This window comes from Streptomyces sp. AP-93 (assembly GCF_022808175.1).
GTDB lineage: Bacteria > Actinomycetota > Actinomycetes > Streptomycetales > Streptomycetaceae > Streptomyces.
The window spans coordinates 1-16105 of sequence record NZ_JALGBX010000022.1 but is presented as its reverse complement, the minus strand read 5'-3'; the positions used below and the strand labels follow the sequence as shown (position 1 = coordinate 16105).

The following is a 16105-nucleotide window of genomic DNA, read 5'->3' as shown; positions in this document are numbered from 1 at the left end:
CACCTGACCCCGGGGACGGAGGAGGTCAGCCGGAACAGACGCCCATCAGCACCTCGTCGATCCGGTCCTGGCTGAGTCTCTCCTCGGCCACGGCCGACGCCGCGATGATCAGCTCTCCGCACAGTTCGATCTCGGCGAGCGCCACGAGGTCCTGCACCGTCGAACCGCCTGCGGGAGTCACGCCTGTCACCTCAATCTGCCGTCGTCCGGTCGCCGGCGCTCGGCTTCTCAGCGTAGGGAGCGCGCGGCGCGGCGCACATGACACGGATGGACCATTTCCGGCCCCCCACACTGGGCCGACGGCCGGCCATGGCCCGATCGCGCCGCCCCCGGGGGCTCCGGCCGGCTAATCGGCGATCTTCCCGGCGTAAATGTCCCCTTCGGCCGGCAGAACGACGGTGACCGGGGTCCCGAAGCCGTAGAGCAGCGTGGTGGAGGACACATCGATCACGCCATCGTTGACGTACGTGAAGCGGTGGCTGACCTTCCGCAGCAGGCCCTCGGAGTCGAGGTAGGCGTCGAAGGGCACCGCACCCTTGCTGAACCCTTTCGCCGCCGCCTCCAGCGCCCCCTTCACCGCCGGTGAGGCCTGCGCCGCGGCCCGCGCGATGTCCGTCGTACCCCGGTAGTGCCGCACCTTGGTCCCCGCCACCTCGGTCTCGCCCACGTACGTCACCTCCCGCGCCCCGCGCAGCAACTCCGCGGCGGCCATCGGGTCGGTGGCCCCGCCGGTGACGAGGTTCCCGTCGGCGAGGGCCGTCGTGTCGATGCGGACCCACTTGTCGTCGGGGACGCCCGCGCCCCGGTTCTTCATGTAGAGCGCGCCGGGTACGAGCAGCTCGGTGATGGGCCGGTGTTCCGCCTTGCCCTTGGCGTCGTCGGGCAGCATGACCAGCAGCTGCCCCATCCGGTTCTTGAAGTCGACCCCGCCCTCGCCCCGGATCGTGACCCGGGTGCCGCCGGTCGCCATCTCCATGGCCGTACGGGCCTGCGCGCTCCCGGTCCTGACGAGCGCGTCGGCTGCTCCGCGGACCGTCGCCGCCGGGTCGTCGGCGGGCCGGGCGTCATCGCCCGCGACGGCGTCGCCACCGCATCCGCTCAACGCCGCCACCGTCAGGGCCAGGCCGACCGCGACCGCGGCCCGACCCGCGCGTCGCCGCCTGTGCCTGTGCTGGTGCACCACCATCGCCTGCCAACCCCCAACGCGTGACCGCTGTTTGCCCGAGGCCCCACCCGCTCCGCTTAACGAGGCCCCGGGCCTCCCGTCACGGCCGCGGCCTCCTCGCCCCGGGCCACTGCCCCACCCGCCCCCGGCCCGGTACCTTGGTCGAGTGGAACCGCACACCGAAGCGACTCTCGTCCCTCCGCTTGCCGCAGTGCCGCTGCCCCACGACCCCTCGGGCCCGGCGCCGGCATCACCCACCGGTCACGCCACAAGCACCTCGGACCGCGGCTCGTTCAGCCTGGCCGTCTGTACGTGCGGCTGGCGCGGCCCGGCCCGCCGCTCCCGCGACCTGGCCCGCAAGGACGCCACCGGCCACGCCTCGGACTAGCCCGGGGCTTCCCCTCACGGGCCCACACCCGGCCGCACCCCCCGGCACCCCGGCCCGCCACCGGCCGCACCCCCCGGCACCCCGGCCCGCCACCGGCCGCACCCTCCGGCACCCCCCGGCACCCCGGCCCGCCCCGGGCCCGGCACCCGGCCCGCCCCCGGTTCGCCCGATCGGACGGCCCGGCTGGCCGACGCGTCCGGCAGCGGTTGCCCTTGACTCATGCCCGGACCTGCGCCCCGACTCGCCGCCCTCCTCTGGGCCCTGCTGATCGCGTTCGCCCCCGCCACCCCGGCCCGGGCCAGCCCCGTGGGCACGGCCGACGGGCCCGGCGACGTCGCCCTGGCCATCGGGGTCACCACCACCGCGGCCGCCGCGACCGGCCTGTGGCTGCGCTCCCGCTACCGGAGCTCCGACGCGGAGGCGGATGCGGATGCGGACGCCGCGGACCACGGCGGCGATCCGTGACCCCGCCCCCGCGCTCCCGTCCGGCCGCGGTCCGCGTCTGCTTCGGGGCCGCGGCGCTGTGCCTGCTGGCGGCCGTGGTGCTGAGCGTCTGGGACTCGTACCGCATCGGCTGACGCTCCGGGCACCGCCCGGAGCAGCGCGTCAGGCGGCGAGGTCGCTCTCCTGCCCGCGCCCCGCCGGAGGGGTCGCCGCGAGGTCCACCGGCCGGGCCACCACGCGGTCGCGCGAGCGGACCAGTACGCCGAGCCGCGGGGACCGGGCCACCGCCCGCACCACCGGGGTCAGGAGCGCCATCGCGAGCGGCGCGAGCAGCAGCACCACCGCGGTGCCCAGGGCGAGTCCGCCGATGACGTCGGTCGGATAGTGCAGGCCCATGTAGACCCGCGTGAAACCCTCCAGCAGGGCCAGCCCGATCCCGATGAAGCCGAGCCCCCGGTGGGCGACGAACAGGCCGACGCCGAGCGCCATCGCCAGCGTCGCGTGGTCGCTGACGAAGGAGAAGGCGCTGGGATTGAGCCCGGCGCCCGGGTCCAGCACCTCGACCCCGCCGTGCTGCGCGGCCGGCCGCGGCCGGCCCACGAACTCCCGCAGCGGAACGTTCAGGAGCAGCGCGGCCCCGGCGGCGAGCGGGGCCCACACCAGCGCCGCGAAGGATTCGACGGCGGCGTGCTCGTCCTGCCGGCGCGCTCCGCGCCAGCACCACAGCACCAGGAGCAGCAGGAGCAGCAGGATCCCGTACTCGCCGAGGACCGCGACCGTCCGGTCGAGCCAGCCCGGGGCTTGCCGCGCCAGTCCGTTGATCTCGTACAGCAGGCTTACATCCACGTTCGGCCCACCTGTTGTGAGTCCAGCCATGGTGATGCGGCCCCTTGCCCTTGCCTTGGTACCCGTACGGCCGCACCCCGATGTGCGGCCCTTCGCCCCCCGGTGATCAATCCGGCGCTCTGCTCGTCCTGCCCCCAGTGACCATGGAACGCCCGTTCTGGCCACTACGTTCCACTCTCCACCGAATGATCACCCCAACGTTACCGAAGAGTGACTCATCGTCGCAGCTCAGGGCCTTCGCTTCACGCTGTGTTGCCGACGCCCTCGCGCCGGGGCAGCGCCTCCGCGCCGTCCTTCGTCACGCGCGTCGCCCCGAAGTAGTCGGGCGTGTCGATCTTGTCGAAGCGGATCACGGCTCCGGTGAACGGGGCGTTGATCATGTACCCGCCGCCCACGTAGAGCCCGACGTGCCGGATCTCCCGGGAGTTCGTCAGATCGTCGGAGAAGAACACCAGGTCCCCCGGCAGCAGTTCCGCGCGCGAGGGATGCGGACCGGCGTTGTACTGGTCGTTCGCCACACGCGGCAGATCGATCCCCACCGACTCGTACGCGGCCTTGGTCAGCCCCGAGCAGTCGAACCGCCCGCCCTGCTCGGGCGTCCCGTTCCCGCCCCACAGGTAAGGGGTCCCCAGCTGCTTCTGCGCGAAGTAGATCGCCCCGGCGGCCTGCTGCGAGGGCGCCACCCGCCCGATGGGGGCCTCGAAGCTCTTGGCGAGGGTCGTGATGGTCTTCACGTACCCCTGGGTCTCCCGGTACGGCGGCACGCCCCCGTACTGCTTCACCGCGCCCGGACCCGCGTTGTAGGCGGCCAGCATGTTCTTCACCGGGTCCCCGGGCACCTTGGACACGTAGCGCGCCAGCTCGCAGTCATAGGAAGCCGCCGACGGAATCGCGTCGTTCGGGTCCCAGATGTCACGGTCCCCGTCGCCGTCCCCGTCGATGCCGTGCGTCGCCCACGTCCCCGGAATGAACTGCGCGATGCCCCGCGCGTCGGCCGGACTCACCGCGCCCGGGTTCCAGCCGCTCTCCGAGTAGAGCTGGGCGGCCAGCAGCGCGGGGCTGAGCGTCGGGCAGAGGTTGCCCCACTTCTGCACGAGGGACTGGTACTTCCCCGGTACGGCCCCCTTCGCGAGCCCGCCGGCCCGCCCGCCCGCGCCCGTCGCGATGCCCGCGGCCGCCGAGTACGTACCGACCACGAGCAGGGCGAGAAAGCACAGGCACGCCCCGAAGCCGATTCCACCGATCACCCAGAGTCTGCGCACCCGCCAACCTTCCCCCATCGAACGGCTTTTCCCGGGGCTCCCGCCACCCCGTGTCGAATCATCCCGCCGGGGGACCGGCACAGGAACCGCTCCACCCGGAGCACTTGGAGCACAGACCGTGTCGGACGAGTGAACTCATAGGACGATACGACCTACTTGGCGATCTTGGGCCCCCGGCTCCTACCCCCGCGGAGCCACGAACAGGCTCTGCGCGCTCCGCCCGATCGGGCCCTTCTCGTCGTGCAGCCGCGCGTCCGCCAGCCCGATGCCCGCCGCGTCCACGCTCGTACGGGCCTCCACACACACCCATTCACCGGCCGGATGGCGGTGCAGGTGCACGCTGAGGTCGCCGTTGACGAAGAGGTACCGCCCGAAGTCCACGACCGAGCTGATGCCGCTCCCCGAATCCGCCGCGACCAGGACCCGGTCCAGCGGCCGGGGCTCCTCCCCGGCGACGAGCGGCACCCCCATCCGCATCCAGCAGGTGCCGGGACCGAGTTCGACGAACGCGCCCCGCGTGAAGCGGGTCTCCATCGCCGAGTGGTAGCCCTTCTCCCACGGCACCGGGAAGAACGGCGTGGGCCCCACCTCCCCGGGCGGCGGCAGCTCCGGCCCGGGCACGACGGACGGTACGGACTCCCCCGCCACCCGGATCCGCAGCGCCCGCGCCAGCATCACGGGCGCGGCCCCGGCGGGGGCGAGCGCGGCCTCGACCACCTCGGTACCGCGGCCGGCCCGCAGCACACTGGTCGTCAGCTCCAACGGGCCGATCGGCACCGGCCGGAGGATCTCGCAGGTGATCCGGGCGATCCGCATGTCGTCCCGGCCGCCCGGCCGCTCCTCGATCGCCCGCCCGAGCAGCGCGGCCGGCGGACCGGCGTGCTGCGAGCCCGGATCCCACGGGCCGCGCGTGTAGCCGCTCGCCAGGAACCGCCCCGCGTCGATCCGCTCGTAGAACCCCTCAACCGCGCTCTCGGCACCCATGGCCGCCACGCTACCGATTGGTAACCGGCGACCGCCAGCCCCACCGGCCGACGGACCCCACAACCTCGGACGGCGGAGCCCAGCGGCTCAGCGGCCCAGCAGCTCAGCGGGCGAAGCCCAGCCCCACCCCGAGCCCCACCAGGACCGACCCGATGGCCCGGTTCAGCGCCTTCTGCGCCTTCAGCATCCGGTCGCGCAGACGGGAGTTGGAGAAGAACAGCGCGACCGCCCCGAACCACCCCAGGTGCGCCGCCGACATGAACAGCCCGTACCCGGCCTGCTGCCACACCGGCGTCCCCGGCCCGACCACCTGCGTGAAGGTGGACACGACGAACAGCGTGGTCTTCGGATTGAGCACATTGGTCAGGAACCCGCTCCTGAGCGCCCCGAACGGCGTCAACCCGCCCTTCTCCTCCAGGTCCACGGCCACCTCGGCGCGCGCCCGGAAGGTCCGGATCCCGATCCACACCAGGTACGCGGCGCCCGCGAGCTTGATCACCGTGAACAGTTCGGCGGAGGAGGCGATCAGCAGACCGACTCCGAGCATCGTGTAAGAGACGTGGACCAGCACGCCGGCCGCGACCCCGGCGGCCGCGAACAGCCCGGTGGGCCGCCCGTAGAGGTAGCTGTTGCGGACGACCATGGCGAAATCCGCGCCGGGACTGATGACGGCGAGGAAGGTGATGACGGCTACTGCGATCACTTCGGTCATACGGCGATGCTCCCCGGACCCGCCCGCGACGATCAAGGGCTTTCCGCGTCCCGCGCACCCGCCGACCGCCCAACTCCCCCACCGGGAGACAATGAGGACGTGCCCAAGCCTCCTCCCGCCGGCCCCGACCGCTCCGACCGCCCTGCCGGCCGCCCCGCCGCCCCGGCCCCGGCCCCGCTCCCGCTCCCCCTCCTGCAAGCGGACTGCTCCCGCTGCTTCGCGCTCTGCTGCGTGGCCCTGCCCTTCTCCAAATCCACCGACTTCGCCGTGAACAAGTCCGCCGGCACCCCCTGCAAGAACCTCCGGCAGGACTTCCGCTGCGGCATCCACACCGGGCTGCGCGACCAGGGCTTCCAGGGCTGCACCGTCTTCGACTGCTTCGGCGCCGGCCAGCAGGTCTCCCAGGTCACCTTCGGCGGCCGCGACTGGCGCTCCCACCCCGCCTCCGCCGGCCCGATGTTCACGGTCTTCCCGGTGATGCGGAGCCTGCACGAGCTGCTCTTCTACCTCGCCGAGGCCCTCACCCTCCCCGCCGCCCGCCCGCTCCACGCGCAGCTGCGCACCGCCCTGGCCGACACCACGCGGTGGACCACGGCGACCCCGGAGGCCCTCGCGGAGTTCGACATCACCCCGCTGCGCCAGGAGGTCAACACCCTGCTCCTCAAGACCAGCGAGCTCGTACGGGCCAAGGTGGCGGGCCGCAAGAAGAACCACCGCGGCGCCGACCTGATGGGCGCCCGCCTCCCCGGCGCGGACCTGCGCGGCGCCAACCTCCGCGGCGCCTACCTGATCGCGGCCGACCTCAGCGGCGCCGACCTGCGCACGGCCGACCTGATCGGCGCGGACTTCCGCGACACCGACCTGCGCGATGCCGACCTCACGGGCGCCCTCTTCCTCACGCAGCCCCAGCTGAACGCGGCCCGGGGCAACCCCGCGACCCGCATCCCGCCCTCCCTCACCCGCCCCGCGCACTGGCTCCCGTAGGCACTGCTCCAACGACTGACGGCGCACAGCTGCCGCGCGTGCGCCCCTGGCGCATCCACACGCCCCTCCACGGCCGTCACCTTCCGCACTGGACCCCCTACGGTGAGCCACACAACCGGAAGATGATCGTCACCAGACGGCGACGGCCCCACTGGAGGTTCCCCCACCATGCGACGAACGACCACGACCCTCGGCACCCTCGCGGCCGCCGCCACCCTCGTCCTCGGCCTCGGCGGCTCCGCGCACGCGTCCTCGGGAGAGCTGGTCATCAACGGCCACGCGGTCCACGAACCGTCCGGCTGCATCCTGCACGACGGCCCCGCCGCGGTCACGAACCACACCGACAGCCCGGTCTTCATCACCAGCGGCCGCTGGTGCACCGGGGCCGTCATCGGCGTCATCCACTCCGGCGAGACCCGCTTCGCCCCGTTCGCCTCGAACATCTTCGTCCCCTAGGACCTGTCGCAGCCCGGACACCCCGCGGGTGCCGCGCCCGGCTCGTGCCCCGGGCGCGGCACCTGCGGGGAAGCCGGCCGTCAGGGCCTGACGACGGCCTGCCAGCCGAGCGGGCAGGCAAAGCCCGCGGCCGAGTAGTCGACGGTCCGCCGTCCGATGTACGCCTCCCTCCGGCTCAGCGCGGCACTGAGCTCCTGATTGCCCTGCGCCTTCACCGAGTCCATGTCCACACACGGACCGGCCGGTCCCCGGTCACCCTTGGGCCCGCGGTCACCCTTCGGCCCCTTCGGCCCCTGCGGACCACGCGGCCCCACACACCCGCCGCCGCCACCGCCGGCCACGGGCGCCGCCCGGCCATCACCCCCGCCCGGGGACACGCACGCACCGCTCCCGACAGCGACGGCCACCGGAGCCGAAGCCCCCGCGAGCACGAGCGCCAGCGGCACCGCGAACCCACCGGCCCACCGAGCCGCCCGCCGTCCCGCCCTGCCGCGAGAACCCATCCGCCACCACTCCTCGTGCCTCCGTACCGACCCACGGGGAGCATCACCCGCAACCATCCCCCGGTACCGACTGACTGACGGAATGTCGGAAAACATCATCGGTATGGTCGAACGAACCACGACCCGTTGCGCCAAACGGCGCCCCCACGACAGCCACCCAGCCCACCGGCACGACAATCATTGCCCGCAGTCACCCCCCGTGATACACAGAGTGACCGTGTGTTCTTTCCCCCACACGCCGCCCGACCCCAGGTCAGGACGTACGAACGGCACCCGGGGCGACAGATCGGGTAAAGAGAGCAGTCAAGTCGACATCCGACGGCGGTTTCATCAGGGAAGATAGAGCGTGACCCCTGCCGTCCGGGCACGGGCTACCGGAACTACCCATACAGGGGCGGTGAGTTACATGATACTGGCAGCCGAAAAGGGCGACATCACCACCATCATCGGCGGAATCGCCCCGAACTGGGGGCCGTTCGGCAGTCTCGGCAACGAGGCGAAGATCATGATCGAAGTGGTGATGGCCGTAGCGATCCTGCTCTGCCTGGGCATCGCCATCTGGGGCGCGGCCAAGCAGCGCATCGGCGCGACCGCACTGCGCGACACCTTCAGCGCGGAACAGGGCAAGGGCCTCATCGTGGCCGGCCTGACGGGCGTCTTCATCATCGGCTCACTGGGCACCCTCTTCACGATCGTCTACGGAATGGCCGTCTAGCCCGAGCCCTGATGAGGACTCACCACGCCGCGCCTGCGCGGATACCAGCGCTACCGTCGTACGACGCGGAGGGGGCGAACACCGAATGAGCACCGACGACCAATACGGTGGCGGCGAGGTCGGCGGCACCGGCCAGACCCGTACCCGCTTCGCAGAGCCCGCGGACCCGTACGCCCCGCCGCGCCGCACCTCCCGAGGCCTGATCACAGTCGTCGGCGTGGTGGTCCTCCTCATCGCGGCCATCGCCTTCGCCAACCAGTCCGGCAACCCCGAGGCCCCCCCGACCGCGGACAAGGCCCCCACCGCCACCAACCCCACGGCAGCCACGGGCGTGGCCCCGGTGGACGGCAAGTCCGCAGGCATCCCGAAGGGCTTCGCCCAGACCGAACAGGGCGCCCAGTCCGCGGCGGCGAACTACGCGGTGGCGCTCGGCTCTGACGGCATGTTCAGAAAGAACACCCGGCACGCGCTCGTGGACGGGATCTACACCCCGGACGCCGCATCCAGGATGAGAGCGCCTCAGGACGAGGCCTACTCCGTTCCGTTCCTCGCGAAGCTCGGACTCGACGCGAACGGCAATGCCCCCCAGGGAAGCTCCTTCGTCACCCGCGCTGTCCCCGTCGGCACCCGAGTCGACAGCTATGCGCCCACGAACGCGAAGGTCTCCGTCTGGTACACCGGCCTCATCGGCATGTCCGGTCCGAAGTCCACCGACCCGGTACGCACCACGTGGAAGACCTGGACGTTCGAACTGGTCTGGTCGGGCGGAGACTGGAAGGTCGTCTCCGACTCCCAGCAGGACGGTCCGGCACCGGTTCCCGGTGACGCGGTCGCCTCACCTTCCGAGGACATCAGCAAGGCCGTCAAGGAGTTCGGAGGCTTCACCTATGCCCGCTAGCCTCCGGCTCCGGGTCGGTGTGGTCGCCTCCGCCCAACTGGCCATCGCAGGCCTGGCAACCCGCGCCTTCGCCGCCCCGAGCCCAACGCCAACCCCGTCCCGGCTGCCCGGCAACGACCCTTGCGACCTGCTGATCGGCCCTGCGAAGCAATACTGCAACCGCGACGGCACCGCCCCCAGCGGCCCCGGCACGGGCCTGCCCAACGACCCCGCCGACGCCCTCAACCCCCTGTCCTCCCTGGCAAAGGGCTGCGCCGACGCCGCCGCCTGGATCGTCGGCGAACTCAGCAAAGCGGTCAACGGCACCGCCAACGTCGACTTCACCAACGGCACCTTCCTCAAGCAGTACGCCATCGTCTTCGCCGCCTCCACCATCCTGACCCTGATCCTCTGGCTCTTCGCCGTCGCCAAACGAGCCATCCGCGGCGTCCCGTTCACCACCGCCATGTCCGAAGCCATCGGCTTCCTCTGGCTCACCGTCCTCGCCTCCGCCTTCACCCCCCTCATCCTCTACACCGTCGTCTCCGCAACCGACGGCGTCACCGAGGTCATCGCCTCCGCCACCGGCGGCCAGACCGACGTCTTCTTCGGCTCCTTCGCCGAGGCCCTCAAGAAGGGCGACGACATCGGCGGCGGCCCGATCATGCTGATCGTCGTCGCCCTCGTCACCGTCCTCGCCGCCGGCATCCTCTGCCTCGAGCTCGTGATCCGCGCCGCGCTCCTCTACGTCGGCGCCCTGCTCGGCACCGTCGTCTACGCCGGCCTCGTCGACCGCAACCTCTGGGGCCACGTCCGCCGCTGGGCGGGCATCATGATCGCCGTCATCCTCGTGAAGCCGGTCATCGTCATCGTCCTCGGCCTCGCCGGAGCCCTGGCGGGCGACCAGGGCCCGAACGCCTTCTCCGCGGTCGTCTCCGGCCTCGCCATCATCCTCCTGGCGATCTTCGCCTCCGCGATGATCTACCGCTTCGTCCCCGGCTTCGGCGACGAGATCGCCTCCGCCCGCACCAACCGCAGCAAGGCCACCGACGGCGCCCAGGCGGCCGCCGTCATCAGCTCCCCGGCCTCCCTCGTCTCCCAGGGCATCAAGACCCACAGCAGCCGCGGCGGCGGCGGCAACAGCGGCGGCGGCGCCCACCGCGCCGGTGGCGACAACCAGATCTCCGGAGGCATGGCCGCACACAGCAGCCGCGGCTCCGGCGGCGGGAACAGCGGCGGCCCCGCCGCCGCACCCCCGCCCCGTACGGGCTCCAGCACGAGGAACACAGGAGGTGACGGGCGGTGACGACCCAGTCGCACCAGCTCCACCCGGTCACGCCCCGCCGCACGTATCTCATCGGCCGGGCCAGGCCGAACGCGATCGTCGGCAAGAACCGCGAGACCGGCGAGATCGCCCTGATCATCGTCGGCGCGTTCCTCGGCATGATGAGCGGACTGCTCGTCCCCTCCCTCACCCTGCGCATCGCCTCCCTCGCCGGCTTCCCGATGCTCGCCCTCGCCGCCGTCTACGTCCCCTACCGCGGCCGCACCTTCTACCGCTGGTTCGAGATCAACCGCAGCTTCAAGCGCACCCTGCGCCGCGGCACGACCTTCCGCTCCGGCTCCATGGAGGCCGGCATCCGCGCCGCCGACGGCCGCGAGGTCGAGATCGGCCCGCCCCCCGGCATCGGCCGCATCAACTGGCTCGCCGCCCCCTTCGGCCCCGACGAGATCGCCGTCCTGCTCCACGCGGACCGCAGAACCGTCACCGCCGCCATCGAGATCGAGGGCCCCGGCGTGGGCCTGCGCGACAGCGAGGACCAAGAGGCCCTCGTGGACCGCTTCGGCACCCTCCTCAAGCACGTGGCCAACGGCGACGGCTTCGTCACCCGCCTCCAGATGCTCGTACGCACCCTGCCGGCCGACCCGGAGGCCCACGACAAGGACGTGGCCGCCCGCGGCGACACCAACGCCCCCGTCTGGCTGCGCGATTCGTACGACCAGCTCCAGTCGATGGTGTCGACCTCCTCCGAGCAGCACCGCGCGTACCTCGTCGCCTGCATCCACTTCACCCGCGAGCTCGCCGCCGAGGCCCACACCATCGCCCGCGCGGCCACCCCGTACAAGGGCAGGAAGGTCGACCGCGACGCCGGTCTCGCCATCGTCATGGCCCGCGAGCTCACCGACATCTGCGCCCGCCTCGCCGAGGCCGACATCCGCGTCCGCCAGCCGCTGGGCCAGGGCCGCCTCGCCTCCCTCGTGCACTCCATGTACGACCCGGACCACCCCATCGACCACATCCAGGCCATGACCAAGCGCAACGCCTGGCCCGCCGAACTGGACGCCGTCGAACCGACCTACCTCCAGGCCAAGACCCGCGAGTCCTCCACCCGCGCCCCCTGGTGCCACGCCACCGCCTGGGTGAAGGAGTGGCCGATGACCCCGGTCGGCGTGAACTTCCTCGCCCCCCTGCTCGTCCACACCCCCGACGTCATCCGCACGGTCGCCGTCACCATGGACCTGGAGCCCACCGAGATCGCCATCGAGCGCATGCTCACGGAGAAGACGAACGACGAGGCCGACGCCAGCCGCGCCGCCAAGATGAACCGCACCGTCGACCCCCGCGACATCGCCGCGCACGGCCGGCTCGACCAGCGCGGCGAAGACCTCGCGAGCGGCGCCGCCGGGGTCAACCTGGTCGGCTACATCACGGTCTCCTCCCGCTCCCCCGAAGCCCTCGCCCGCGACAAGCGCACCATCCGCGCCTCGGCGGGCAAGTCCTACCTGAAGCTCGAATGGTGTGACCGCGAGCACCACCGCGCCTTCGTCAACACCTTGCCGTTCGCCACCGGCATCCGACGCTAGCTGGAGGGAATGGCCGCCCATGCGAGATCCCATGTCCGCCCTGACGGACGCCTTCACCAGCTTCCTGTTCGGCAAGGTCGAAACCACCAGACTCCCCGTGCGCACCTCAACGGGCCAGGCACAGGCCGTCTACCTCCCCACCGCCGCCCCCGGTCTCGGCGACTCCGGCGTCATCATCGGCCGTGAGGTCTACAGCGGCAAGGGCTACATCTACGACCCCTTCCAGCTGTACGGCCAGCAACTCCCGGCCCCCCACTGGCTGGTCCTGGGCGAATCCGGCAACGGCAAATCCGCCCTGGAGAAGACCTACGTCCTACGCCAACTCCGCTTCCGGGACCGCCAGGTCGTCGTCCTGGACGCCCAGGGCGAGGACGGCGTCGGCGAATGGAACCTCATCGCCCAGCAGCTGGGAATAACCCCCATCCGCCTGGACCCCATCGCCGCGAACGACGACGGGATCCGCCTCAACCCCCTCGACCCGGCGATCACCGCGACGGGCCAGCTCGCGCTGCTCCGCACGATCATCGAAGTCGCCATGGGCCACGGCCTGGACGAACGCTCGGGCTTCGCCCTCAAGGTCGCGCACGCCTACGTGGTGGAAACGATCCGCGACCGCCAGCCGGTCCTCATGGACATCGTCGAACAGCTCCGCCACCCGGAACCCGAATCGGCCCTCTCGATGAACGTCGCCATAGACGACGTCCGCGCCTGGGGCTTGGACGTCGCGCTCGTCATCGACCGCCTGGTCGACGGTGACCTGCGCGGCATGTTCGACGGCCCGACCACCGTGGGCATCGACCTCGACGCCCCCCTCATCGTCTTCGACCTCTCCCACATCGACCGCAACTCCATCGCCATGCCGATCCTGATGGCGATCGTCGGCGTATGGCTGGAACACACCTGGATCCGACCGGACCGCAAGAAGCGCATCTTCCTCGTCGAGGAGGCTTGGCACATCATCAACAGCCCCTTCGTGGCCCAGCTGTTCCAGCGCCTCCTCAAGTTCGGCCGGCGCCTGGGCCTGTCCTTCGTAGCGGTGGTCCACCACCTCTCGGACGTAGTGGACGGCGCGGCCGCCCGCGAAGCGGCAGCGATCCTCAAAATGGCCTCGACCCGCACGATCTACGCCCAAAAAGCAGACGAGGCCCGCGCCACGGGCCGAGTCCTCGGCCTCCCCCGCTGGGCAGTGGAAATCATCCCCACCCTCACCCCCGGCATCGCGGTCTGGGACGTGAACGGCAACGTCCAGGTCGTCAAACACCTGATCACGGAAGCCGAACGCCCCCTTGTCTTCACCGACCGCGCCATGACCGAATCCTCGGTCCAGCACCGCCTGCCCGACGACCTCCTCGCCGCCGAACTGGAAACAGAGGAGCGCGCCCTCCTGATGGAACGCCACCGCAACGCCGGCGGCTCGGCGACCACGGTGGCCTGACATGCCCAACAGCACGGACCAGCGCCACCAGGGCGGCATCCCGGACGGCCTCCTCGTGGGCCTCCTGGCCTTCCTCCTGGGCCTGGCCGTCCTCACCTGGACGTCCACCGGCCTGGCAGCCCTCTTCGCGAAGGGCGCCTGGCCGGACAAGGTCACCTTCACCCGCACCCCGACCGCGGTCCGCTCACTGATAGCTCAACCCCAGAACATCCCGGCCGCCTGGCCGGACACACCCGCCGAGGCCCTCTCCAACTGGGGCCTCTTCTGGGGCCTGCTCATCAGCCAGCTCCTCATCCTCCTGGTCCTGGCGATCTTCACCCTGGGCATCGTCGCCCGCACAAAATCCCGCCGCCACCTGGCACACCATCCGGACGCACCGGACCAGCAACCTCCAACTCCCCCGGCGACCTCCCCCATCCCCACCCCTTCATCGCCGCAGCCCCCCTCAGCCCCACCAACGCCGCAGCCATATTCAGCCTCGCCGGCGTTTGAGGCGCGGGGGCCCGGGGGCTGGCCCCCGGCAACGGCCCCGCACCCGTCCACGGTCCCCACCCCCACCAAGCCCCACCCGGCGGCCCCGCCGATCCCAGCCTCCCCGGCGTCGCAGCCATACTCAGCCCCGCCGGCGTTTGAGGCGCGGGGGCCCGGGGGCAGAGCCCCCGGCAACGGCCCCGCACCCGCCCCCACGGACGAGGCGTACCGCTACGGCTTCGGCTACGCCCCGAGCCCGCCGGTACCGGTACCGGGACCCACCCAACCTCCAAGCCACCGCCTGGCCTACGCCCCACCCGAGGCCCGAACCACGGCCGCCGCAGCGGCCATCGCAGCCGCCCCCGGCGCCATCCTCGTGATCACCTCGTCCCCCGCCCTCTGGTCGGAAACGAAGGACGCCCGCTCCAAACTGGGCCCCGTCCTCCTCTACGACCCGTCCCACCTCTGCGACACCCCGGCCCGCATCCACTGGAGCCCTACGGAAGGCTGCGCGGACCGCGCCACCGCCGCCGCCCGCGCCATCGCGCTCCTCGCCCCGGTCCGCCCCCAAGCCCGCATGGACTCCGCGCTCGCGGACACCGCGGAAACGCTCCTGCGCAGCTGGCTCCAGGCCGCCGCCCTGGACAACCGCCCCTTCAAGCAGCTGCACCGCTGGGCCCAGGGCACCAACGCCCAAGAGCCCGTCCGCATCCTGCGTACCCACCCCCAGGCGGCCACCGCCGCCCCCGGCGCGGCCGGCGAGCTGGAAAGCGCCCTCACCGCCCACCCCGACCGCCGCGAACAGGCCCAACACCTCACGGCCCGCGCCCTGACGGCCCTCTCCTCGATCCACATCCGGGAATCCTGCACCCCGAACCGAACCGATTCCCTCGCCCTCGCATCGTTCGTCTCCGAAGGGGGCACCCTCTACGTGGTGGGCGAACCCCTGGAAGACCCCCGTGCCCACCCGGGTGCGATGCCACTGCTGACCGCACTCGCCTCGAGCGTGGTCGAGCACGGCCGCCGCATGGCCGCACGGTCATCCGACGGTCGGCTCGACCCACCACTGACCCTGGTCTTCGAGGACGTCGCCGCCGTGGCCCCGGTCCCCCAACTGCCGCAGCTGCTCCAGGACACGACGCTCCCGCTCCTCGCCCTGTGCCGCAGCCGCGAACAGGCCCGCTCCCGCTGGCCGGAAGCGAACCTGCCCGTAGCCGCCCGCTAAGCGGGCCGCGGGAACACGTACTCCAGCTCCTTCGCGGACGGGTCGGTCGGCATCGGCACGACCTTCCCGCTGGGCACGAACCCGAACCGCCGGTAGAACGCCCCGGCCCGCGCGTTCTCCTCGTGCACGAAGAGCCGTACGCGCGCCAGCACCGGCTCCTCCAGCCCCCAGGCCCACTCCAGCGCGGCCGCGAACAGCTTCTCCGTCAGCCCGGTCCCCCGCTGCCCCGGCCGGACGAACACGCCCACGAGGTGCGCCTGGGCCTGCTCGATCTCCCCGTCGAAGATGTCGGTCGTGCCGGCCTCCTCGACGAGGATGCTCACGGTCCCGGCCCACACCCCATCGGGCCCCTCCGCGATGAACTGCCGGACACCCCGCCCCGCAGCAGCTCCGGCAGCCCGCTCCTGCCAGACTTCATCGCTCTTTCCCTCACCCTGCTCAAGCGTTTCAAGGAAGGCCACCGGCGCGGCCGGATCCCGCAGAGCCGCGATCCGCAGCTCCTTCACCTTGTCCCACTCTTCAGCCCGTACAGGACGTATCACGTACTGGTTCATACCTCGGGATCCTAACGAGCCGCCCAACCCCGCCTCATCCGAGTTTCCCCACCCCAAAACCCAGAGGACCAAAAGGTCCGTAAACGCAGAAAAGCCCCGCACCGAACCCTATAAGGGTTGGTGCGGGGCTTTCCCGCAATGATTGTTCGGCGGCGTCCTACTCTCCCACAGGGTCCCCCCTGCAGTACCATCGGCGCTGAAAGGCTTAGCTTCCGGGTT

The 16105-nt window shown here is 71.6% G+C and carries 18 protein-coding genes and 1 rRNA gene; 10 read left to right on the top strand and 9 right to left on the bottom strand.

Annotation, left to right across the window (positions count from 1 at the left end; translation table 11 throughout):
• Nucleotides 1-25: 25 nt before the first annotated feature.
• A complete protein-coding gene (locus tag MTF69_RS30545) occupies nucleotides 26-181 on the bottom strand; it encodes a hypothetical protein (RefSeq protein ID WP_243339423.1) in 156 nt (51 codons plus the stop codon).
• Nucleotides 182-346: 165 nt separating this feature from the next.
• Complete coding sequence (locus MTF69_RS30540) at nucleotides 347-1186, bottom strand: hypothetical protein (RefSeq protein ID WP_243339422.1); 840 nt, start codon at nucleotides 1184-1186, stop codon at nucleotides 347-349.
• Nucleotides 1187-1331: 145 nt separating this feature from the next.
• Between MTF69_RS30540 and MTF69_RS30535 the strand changes: the two genes are divergently transcribed.
• Together MTF69_RS30535 and MTF69_RS30530 are read left to right on the top strand one after the other, a co-directional pair.
• Nucleotides 1332-1553, top strand: coding sequence for a hypothetical protein (locus MTF69_RS30535; RefSeq protein ID WP_243339421.1), 222 nt, complete (start codon nucleotides 1332-1334; stop codon nucleotides 1551-1553).
• 219 nt (nucleotides 1554-1772) lie between these two features.
• Nucleotides 1773-2018, top strand: coding sequence for a hypothetical protein (locus tag MTF69_RS30530; protein ID WP_243339420.1), 246 nt, complete (start codon nucleotides 1773-1775; stop codon nucleotides 2016-2018).
• A gap of 141 nt (nucleotides 2019-2159) precedes the next feature.
• On the opposite strand, the gene MTF69_RS30525 is transcribed toward MTF69_RS30530, so the two are convergent.
• The 4 genes from MTF69_RS30525 to MTF69_RS30510 all read right to left on the bottom strand — a co-directional run bounded on the left by MTF69_RS30525 (nucleotide 2160) and on the right by MTF69_RS30510 (nucleotide 5801).
• Nucleotides 2160-2873, bottom strand: a complete 714-nt coding sequence (locus MTF69_RS30525; RefSeq protein ID WP_243339419.1) for a phosphatase PAP2 family protein — start codon at nucleotides 2871-2873, stop codon at nucleotides 2160-2162.
• A gap of 212 nt (nucleotides 2874-3085) precedes the next feature.
• A complete protein-coding gene (locus MTF69_RS30520) occupies nucleotides 3086-4090 on the bottom strand; it encodes an NlpC/P60 family protein (protein WP_374324459.1) in 1005 nt (334 codons plus the stop codon).
• 195 nt (nucleotides 4091-4285) lie between these two features.
• Entirely contained in the window at nucleotides 4286-5089 is an 804-nt protein-coding gene (locus MTF69_RS30515) for a thioesterase family protein (RefSeq protein WP_243339417.1), read from the bottom strand.
• A gap of 103 nt (nucleotides 5090-5192) precedes the next feature.
• On the bottom strand, nucleotides 5193-5801 hold the full coding sequence (locus MTF69_RS30510; protein WP_243339416.1) for a LysE family translocator: 609 nt from the start codon (nucleotides 5799-5801) through the stop codon (nucleotides 5193-5195).
• 192 nt (nucleotides 5802-5993) lie between these two features.
• Here MTF69_RS30510 and MTF69_RS30505 point away from each other — a divergent pair, with 192 nt between their 5' ends.
• Together MTF69_RS30505 and MTF69_RS30500 are read left to right on the top strand one after the other, a co-directional pair.
• The gene (locus tag MTF69_RS30505) at nucleotides 5994-6785 is read left to right on the top strand and encodes a pentapeptide repeat-containing protein (RefSeq protein ID WP_243339587.1); all 792 of its coding nucleotides are present in this window, start codon (nucleotides 5994-5996) and stop codon (nucleotides 6783-6785) included.
• Nucleotides 6786-6953: 168 nt separating this feature from the next.
• Nucleotides 6954-7241 carry a hypothetical protein gene (locus MTF69_RS30500; protein WP_243339415.1) on the top strand — a complete coding sequence of 96 codons (288 nt, stop codon included), beginning with the start codon at nucleotides 6954-6956 and terminating at the stop codon, nucleotides 7239-7241.
• Between the two features lie 80 nt (nucleotides 7242-7321).
• Here the strand turns inward: MTF69_RS30500 and MTF69_RS30495 are convergent, their stop codons facing one another.
• Complete coding sequence (locus tag MTF69_RS30495; protein WP_243339414.1) at nucleotides 7322-7465, bottom strand: hypothetical protein; 144 nt, start codon at nucleotides 7463-7465, stop codon at nucleotides 7322-7324.
• Nucleotides 7466-8150: 685 nt separating this feature from the next.
• Here MTF69_RS30495 and MTF69_RS30490 point away from each other — a divergent pair.
• From MTF69_RS30490 to MTF69_RS43825, 6 genes are all read left to right on the top strand, one after another.
• Nucleotides 8151-8459, top strand: a complete 309-nt coding sequence (locus MTF69_RS30490; protein ID WP_031145169.1) for a hypothetical protein — start codon at nucleotides 8151-8153, stop codon at nucleotides 8457-8459.
• Between the two features lie 85 nt (nucleotides 8460-8544).
• Complete coding sequence (locus tag MTF69_RS30485; protein WP_243339413.1) at nucleotides 8545-9357, top strand: hypothetical protein; 813 nt, start codon at nucleotides 8545-8547, stop codon at nucleotides 9355-9357.
• Nucleotides 9347-10642: a hypothetical protein gene (locus MTF69_RS30480; RefSeq protein WP_243339412.1), complete on the top strand. Its 1296-nt coding sequence runs from the start codon at nucleotides 9347-9349 to the stop codon at nucleotides 10640-10642. Before MTF69_RS30485 ends, MTF69_RS30480 begins: the two co-directional genes overlap by 11 nt.
• Nucleotides 10639-12201: an SCO6880 family protein gene (locus tag MTF69_RS30475; protein WP_243339411.1), complete on the top strand. Its 1563-nt coding sequence runs from the start codon at nucleotides 10639-10641 to the stop codon at nucleotides 12199-12201. The genes MTF69_RS30480 and MTF69_RS30475 overlap by 4 nt, the downstream gene beginning before the upstream one ends.
• 19 nt (nucleotides 12202-12220) lie before the next feature.
• Entirely contained in the window at nucleotides 12221-13636 is a 1416-nt protein-coding gene (locus MTF69_RS30470; RefSeq protein ID WP_243339410.1) for an ATP-binding protein, read from the top strand.
• 1 nt (nucleotide 13637) lies between these two features.
• On the top strand, nucleotides 13638-15332 hold the full coding sequence (locus MTF69_RS43825) for a type VI secretion protein (protein ID WP_243339409.1): 1695 nt from the start codon (nucleotides 13638-13640) through the stop codon (nucleotides 15330-15332).
• On the opposite strand, the gene MTF69_RS30460 is transcribed toward MTF69_RS43825, so the two are convergent.
• Both MTF69_RS30460 and rrf read right to left on the bottom strand, forming a co-directional pair.
• Nucleotides 15329-15886 (bottom strand): GNAT family N-acetyltransferase, encoded by a 558-nt coding sequence (locus tag MTF69_RS30460; RefSeq protein ID WP_243339408.1) that lies wholly within the window; start codon nucleotides 15884-15886, stop codon nucleotides 15329-15331. The two genes, MTF69_RS43825 and MTF69_RS30460, sit on opposite strands and share 4 nt — an antisense overlap.
• A gap of 144 nt (nucleotides 15887-16030) precedes the next feature.
• Nucleotides 16031-16105, bottom strand: a 5S ribosomal RNA gene (gene rrf, locus MTF69_RS30455); the annotation flags it as partial.

Coding starts and splice junctions, on each gene's coding strand:
- MTF69_RS30540 (WP_243339422.1), bottom strand. CDS start 1,186: ATGGTGGTGCACCAGCACAGGCACAGGCGGCGACGCGCGGGTCGGGCC.
- MTF69_RS30530 (WP_243339420.1), top strand. CDS start 1,773: ATGCCCGGACCTGCGCCCCGACTCGCCGCCCTCCTCTGGGCCCTGCTG.
- MTF69_RS30525 (WP_243339419.1), bottom strand. CDS start 2,873: ATGGCTGGACTCACAACAGGTGGGCCGAACGTGGATGTAAGCCTGCTG.
- MTF69_RS30515 (WP_243339417.1), bottom strand. CDS start 5,089: ATGGGTGCCGAGAGCGCGGTTGAGGGGTTCTACGAGCGGATCGACGCG.
- MTF69_RS30510 (WP_243339416.1), bottom strand. CDS start 5,801: ATGACCGAAGTGATCGCAGTAGCCGTCATCACCTTCCTCGCCGTCATC.
- MTF69_RS30500 (WP_243339415.1), top strand. CDS start 6,954: ATGCGACGAACGACCACGACCCTCGGCACCCTCGCGGCCGCCGCCACC.
- MTF69_RS30495 (WP_243339414.1), bottom strand. CDS start 7,465: ATGGACTCGGTGAAGGCGCAGGGCAATCAGGAGCTCAGTGCCGCGCTG.
- MTF69_RS30490 (WP_031145169.1), top strand. CDS start 8,151: ATGATACTGGCAGCCGAAAAGGGCGACATCACCACCATCATCGGCGGA.
- MTF69_RS30485 (WP_243339413.1), top strand. CDS start 8,545: ATGAGCACCGACGACCAATACGGTGGCGGCGAGGTCGGCGGCACCGGC.
- MTF69_RS30480 (WP_243339412.1), top strand. CDS start 9,347: ATGCCCGCTAGCCTCCGGCTCCGGGTCGGTGTGGTCGCCTCCGCCCAA.
- MTF69_RS30470 (WP_243339410.1), top strand. CDS start 12,221: ATGCGAGATCCCATGTCCGCCCTGACGGACGCCTTCACCAGCTTCCTG.
- MTF69_RS43825 (WP_243339409.1), top strand. CDS start 13,638: ATGCCCAACAGCACGGACCAGCGCCACCAGGGCGGCATCCCGGACGGC.
- MTF69_RS30460 (WP_243339408.1), bottom strand. CDS start 15,886: ATGAACCAGTACGTGATACGTCCTGTACGGGCTGAAGAGTGGGACAAG.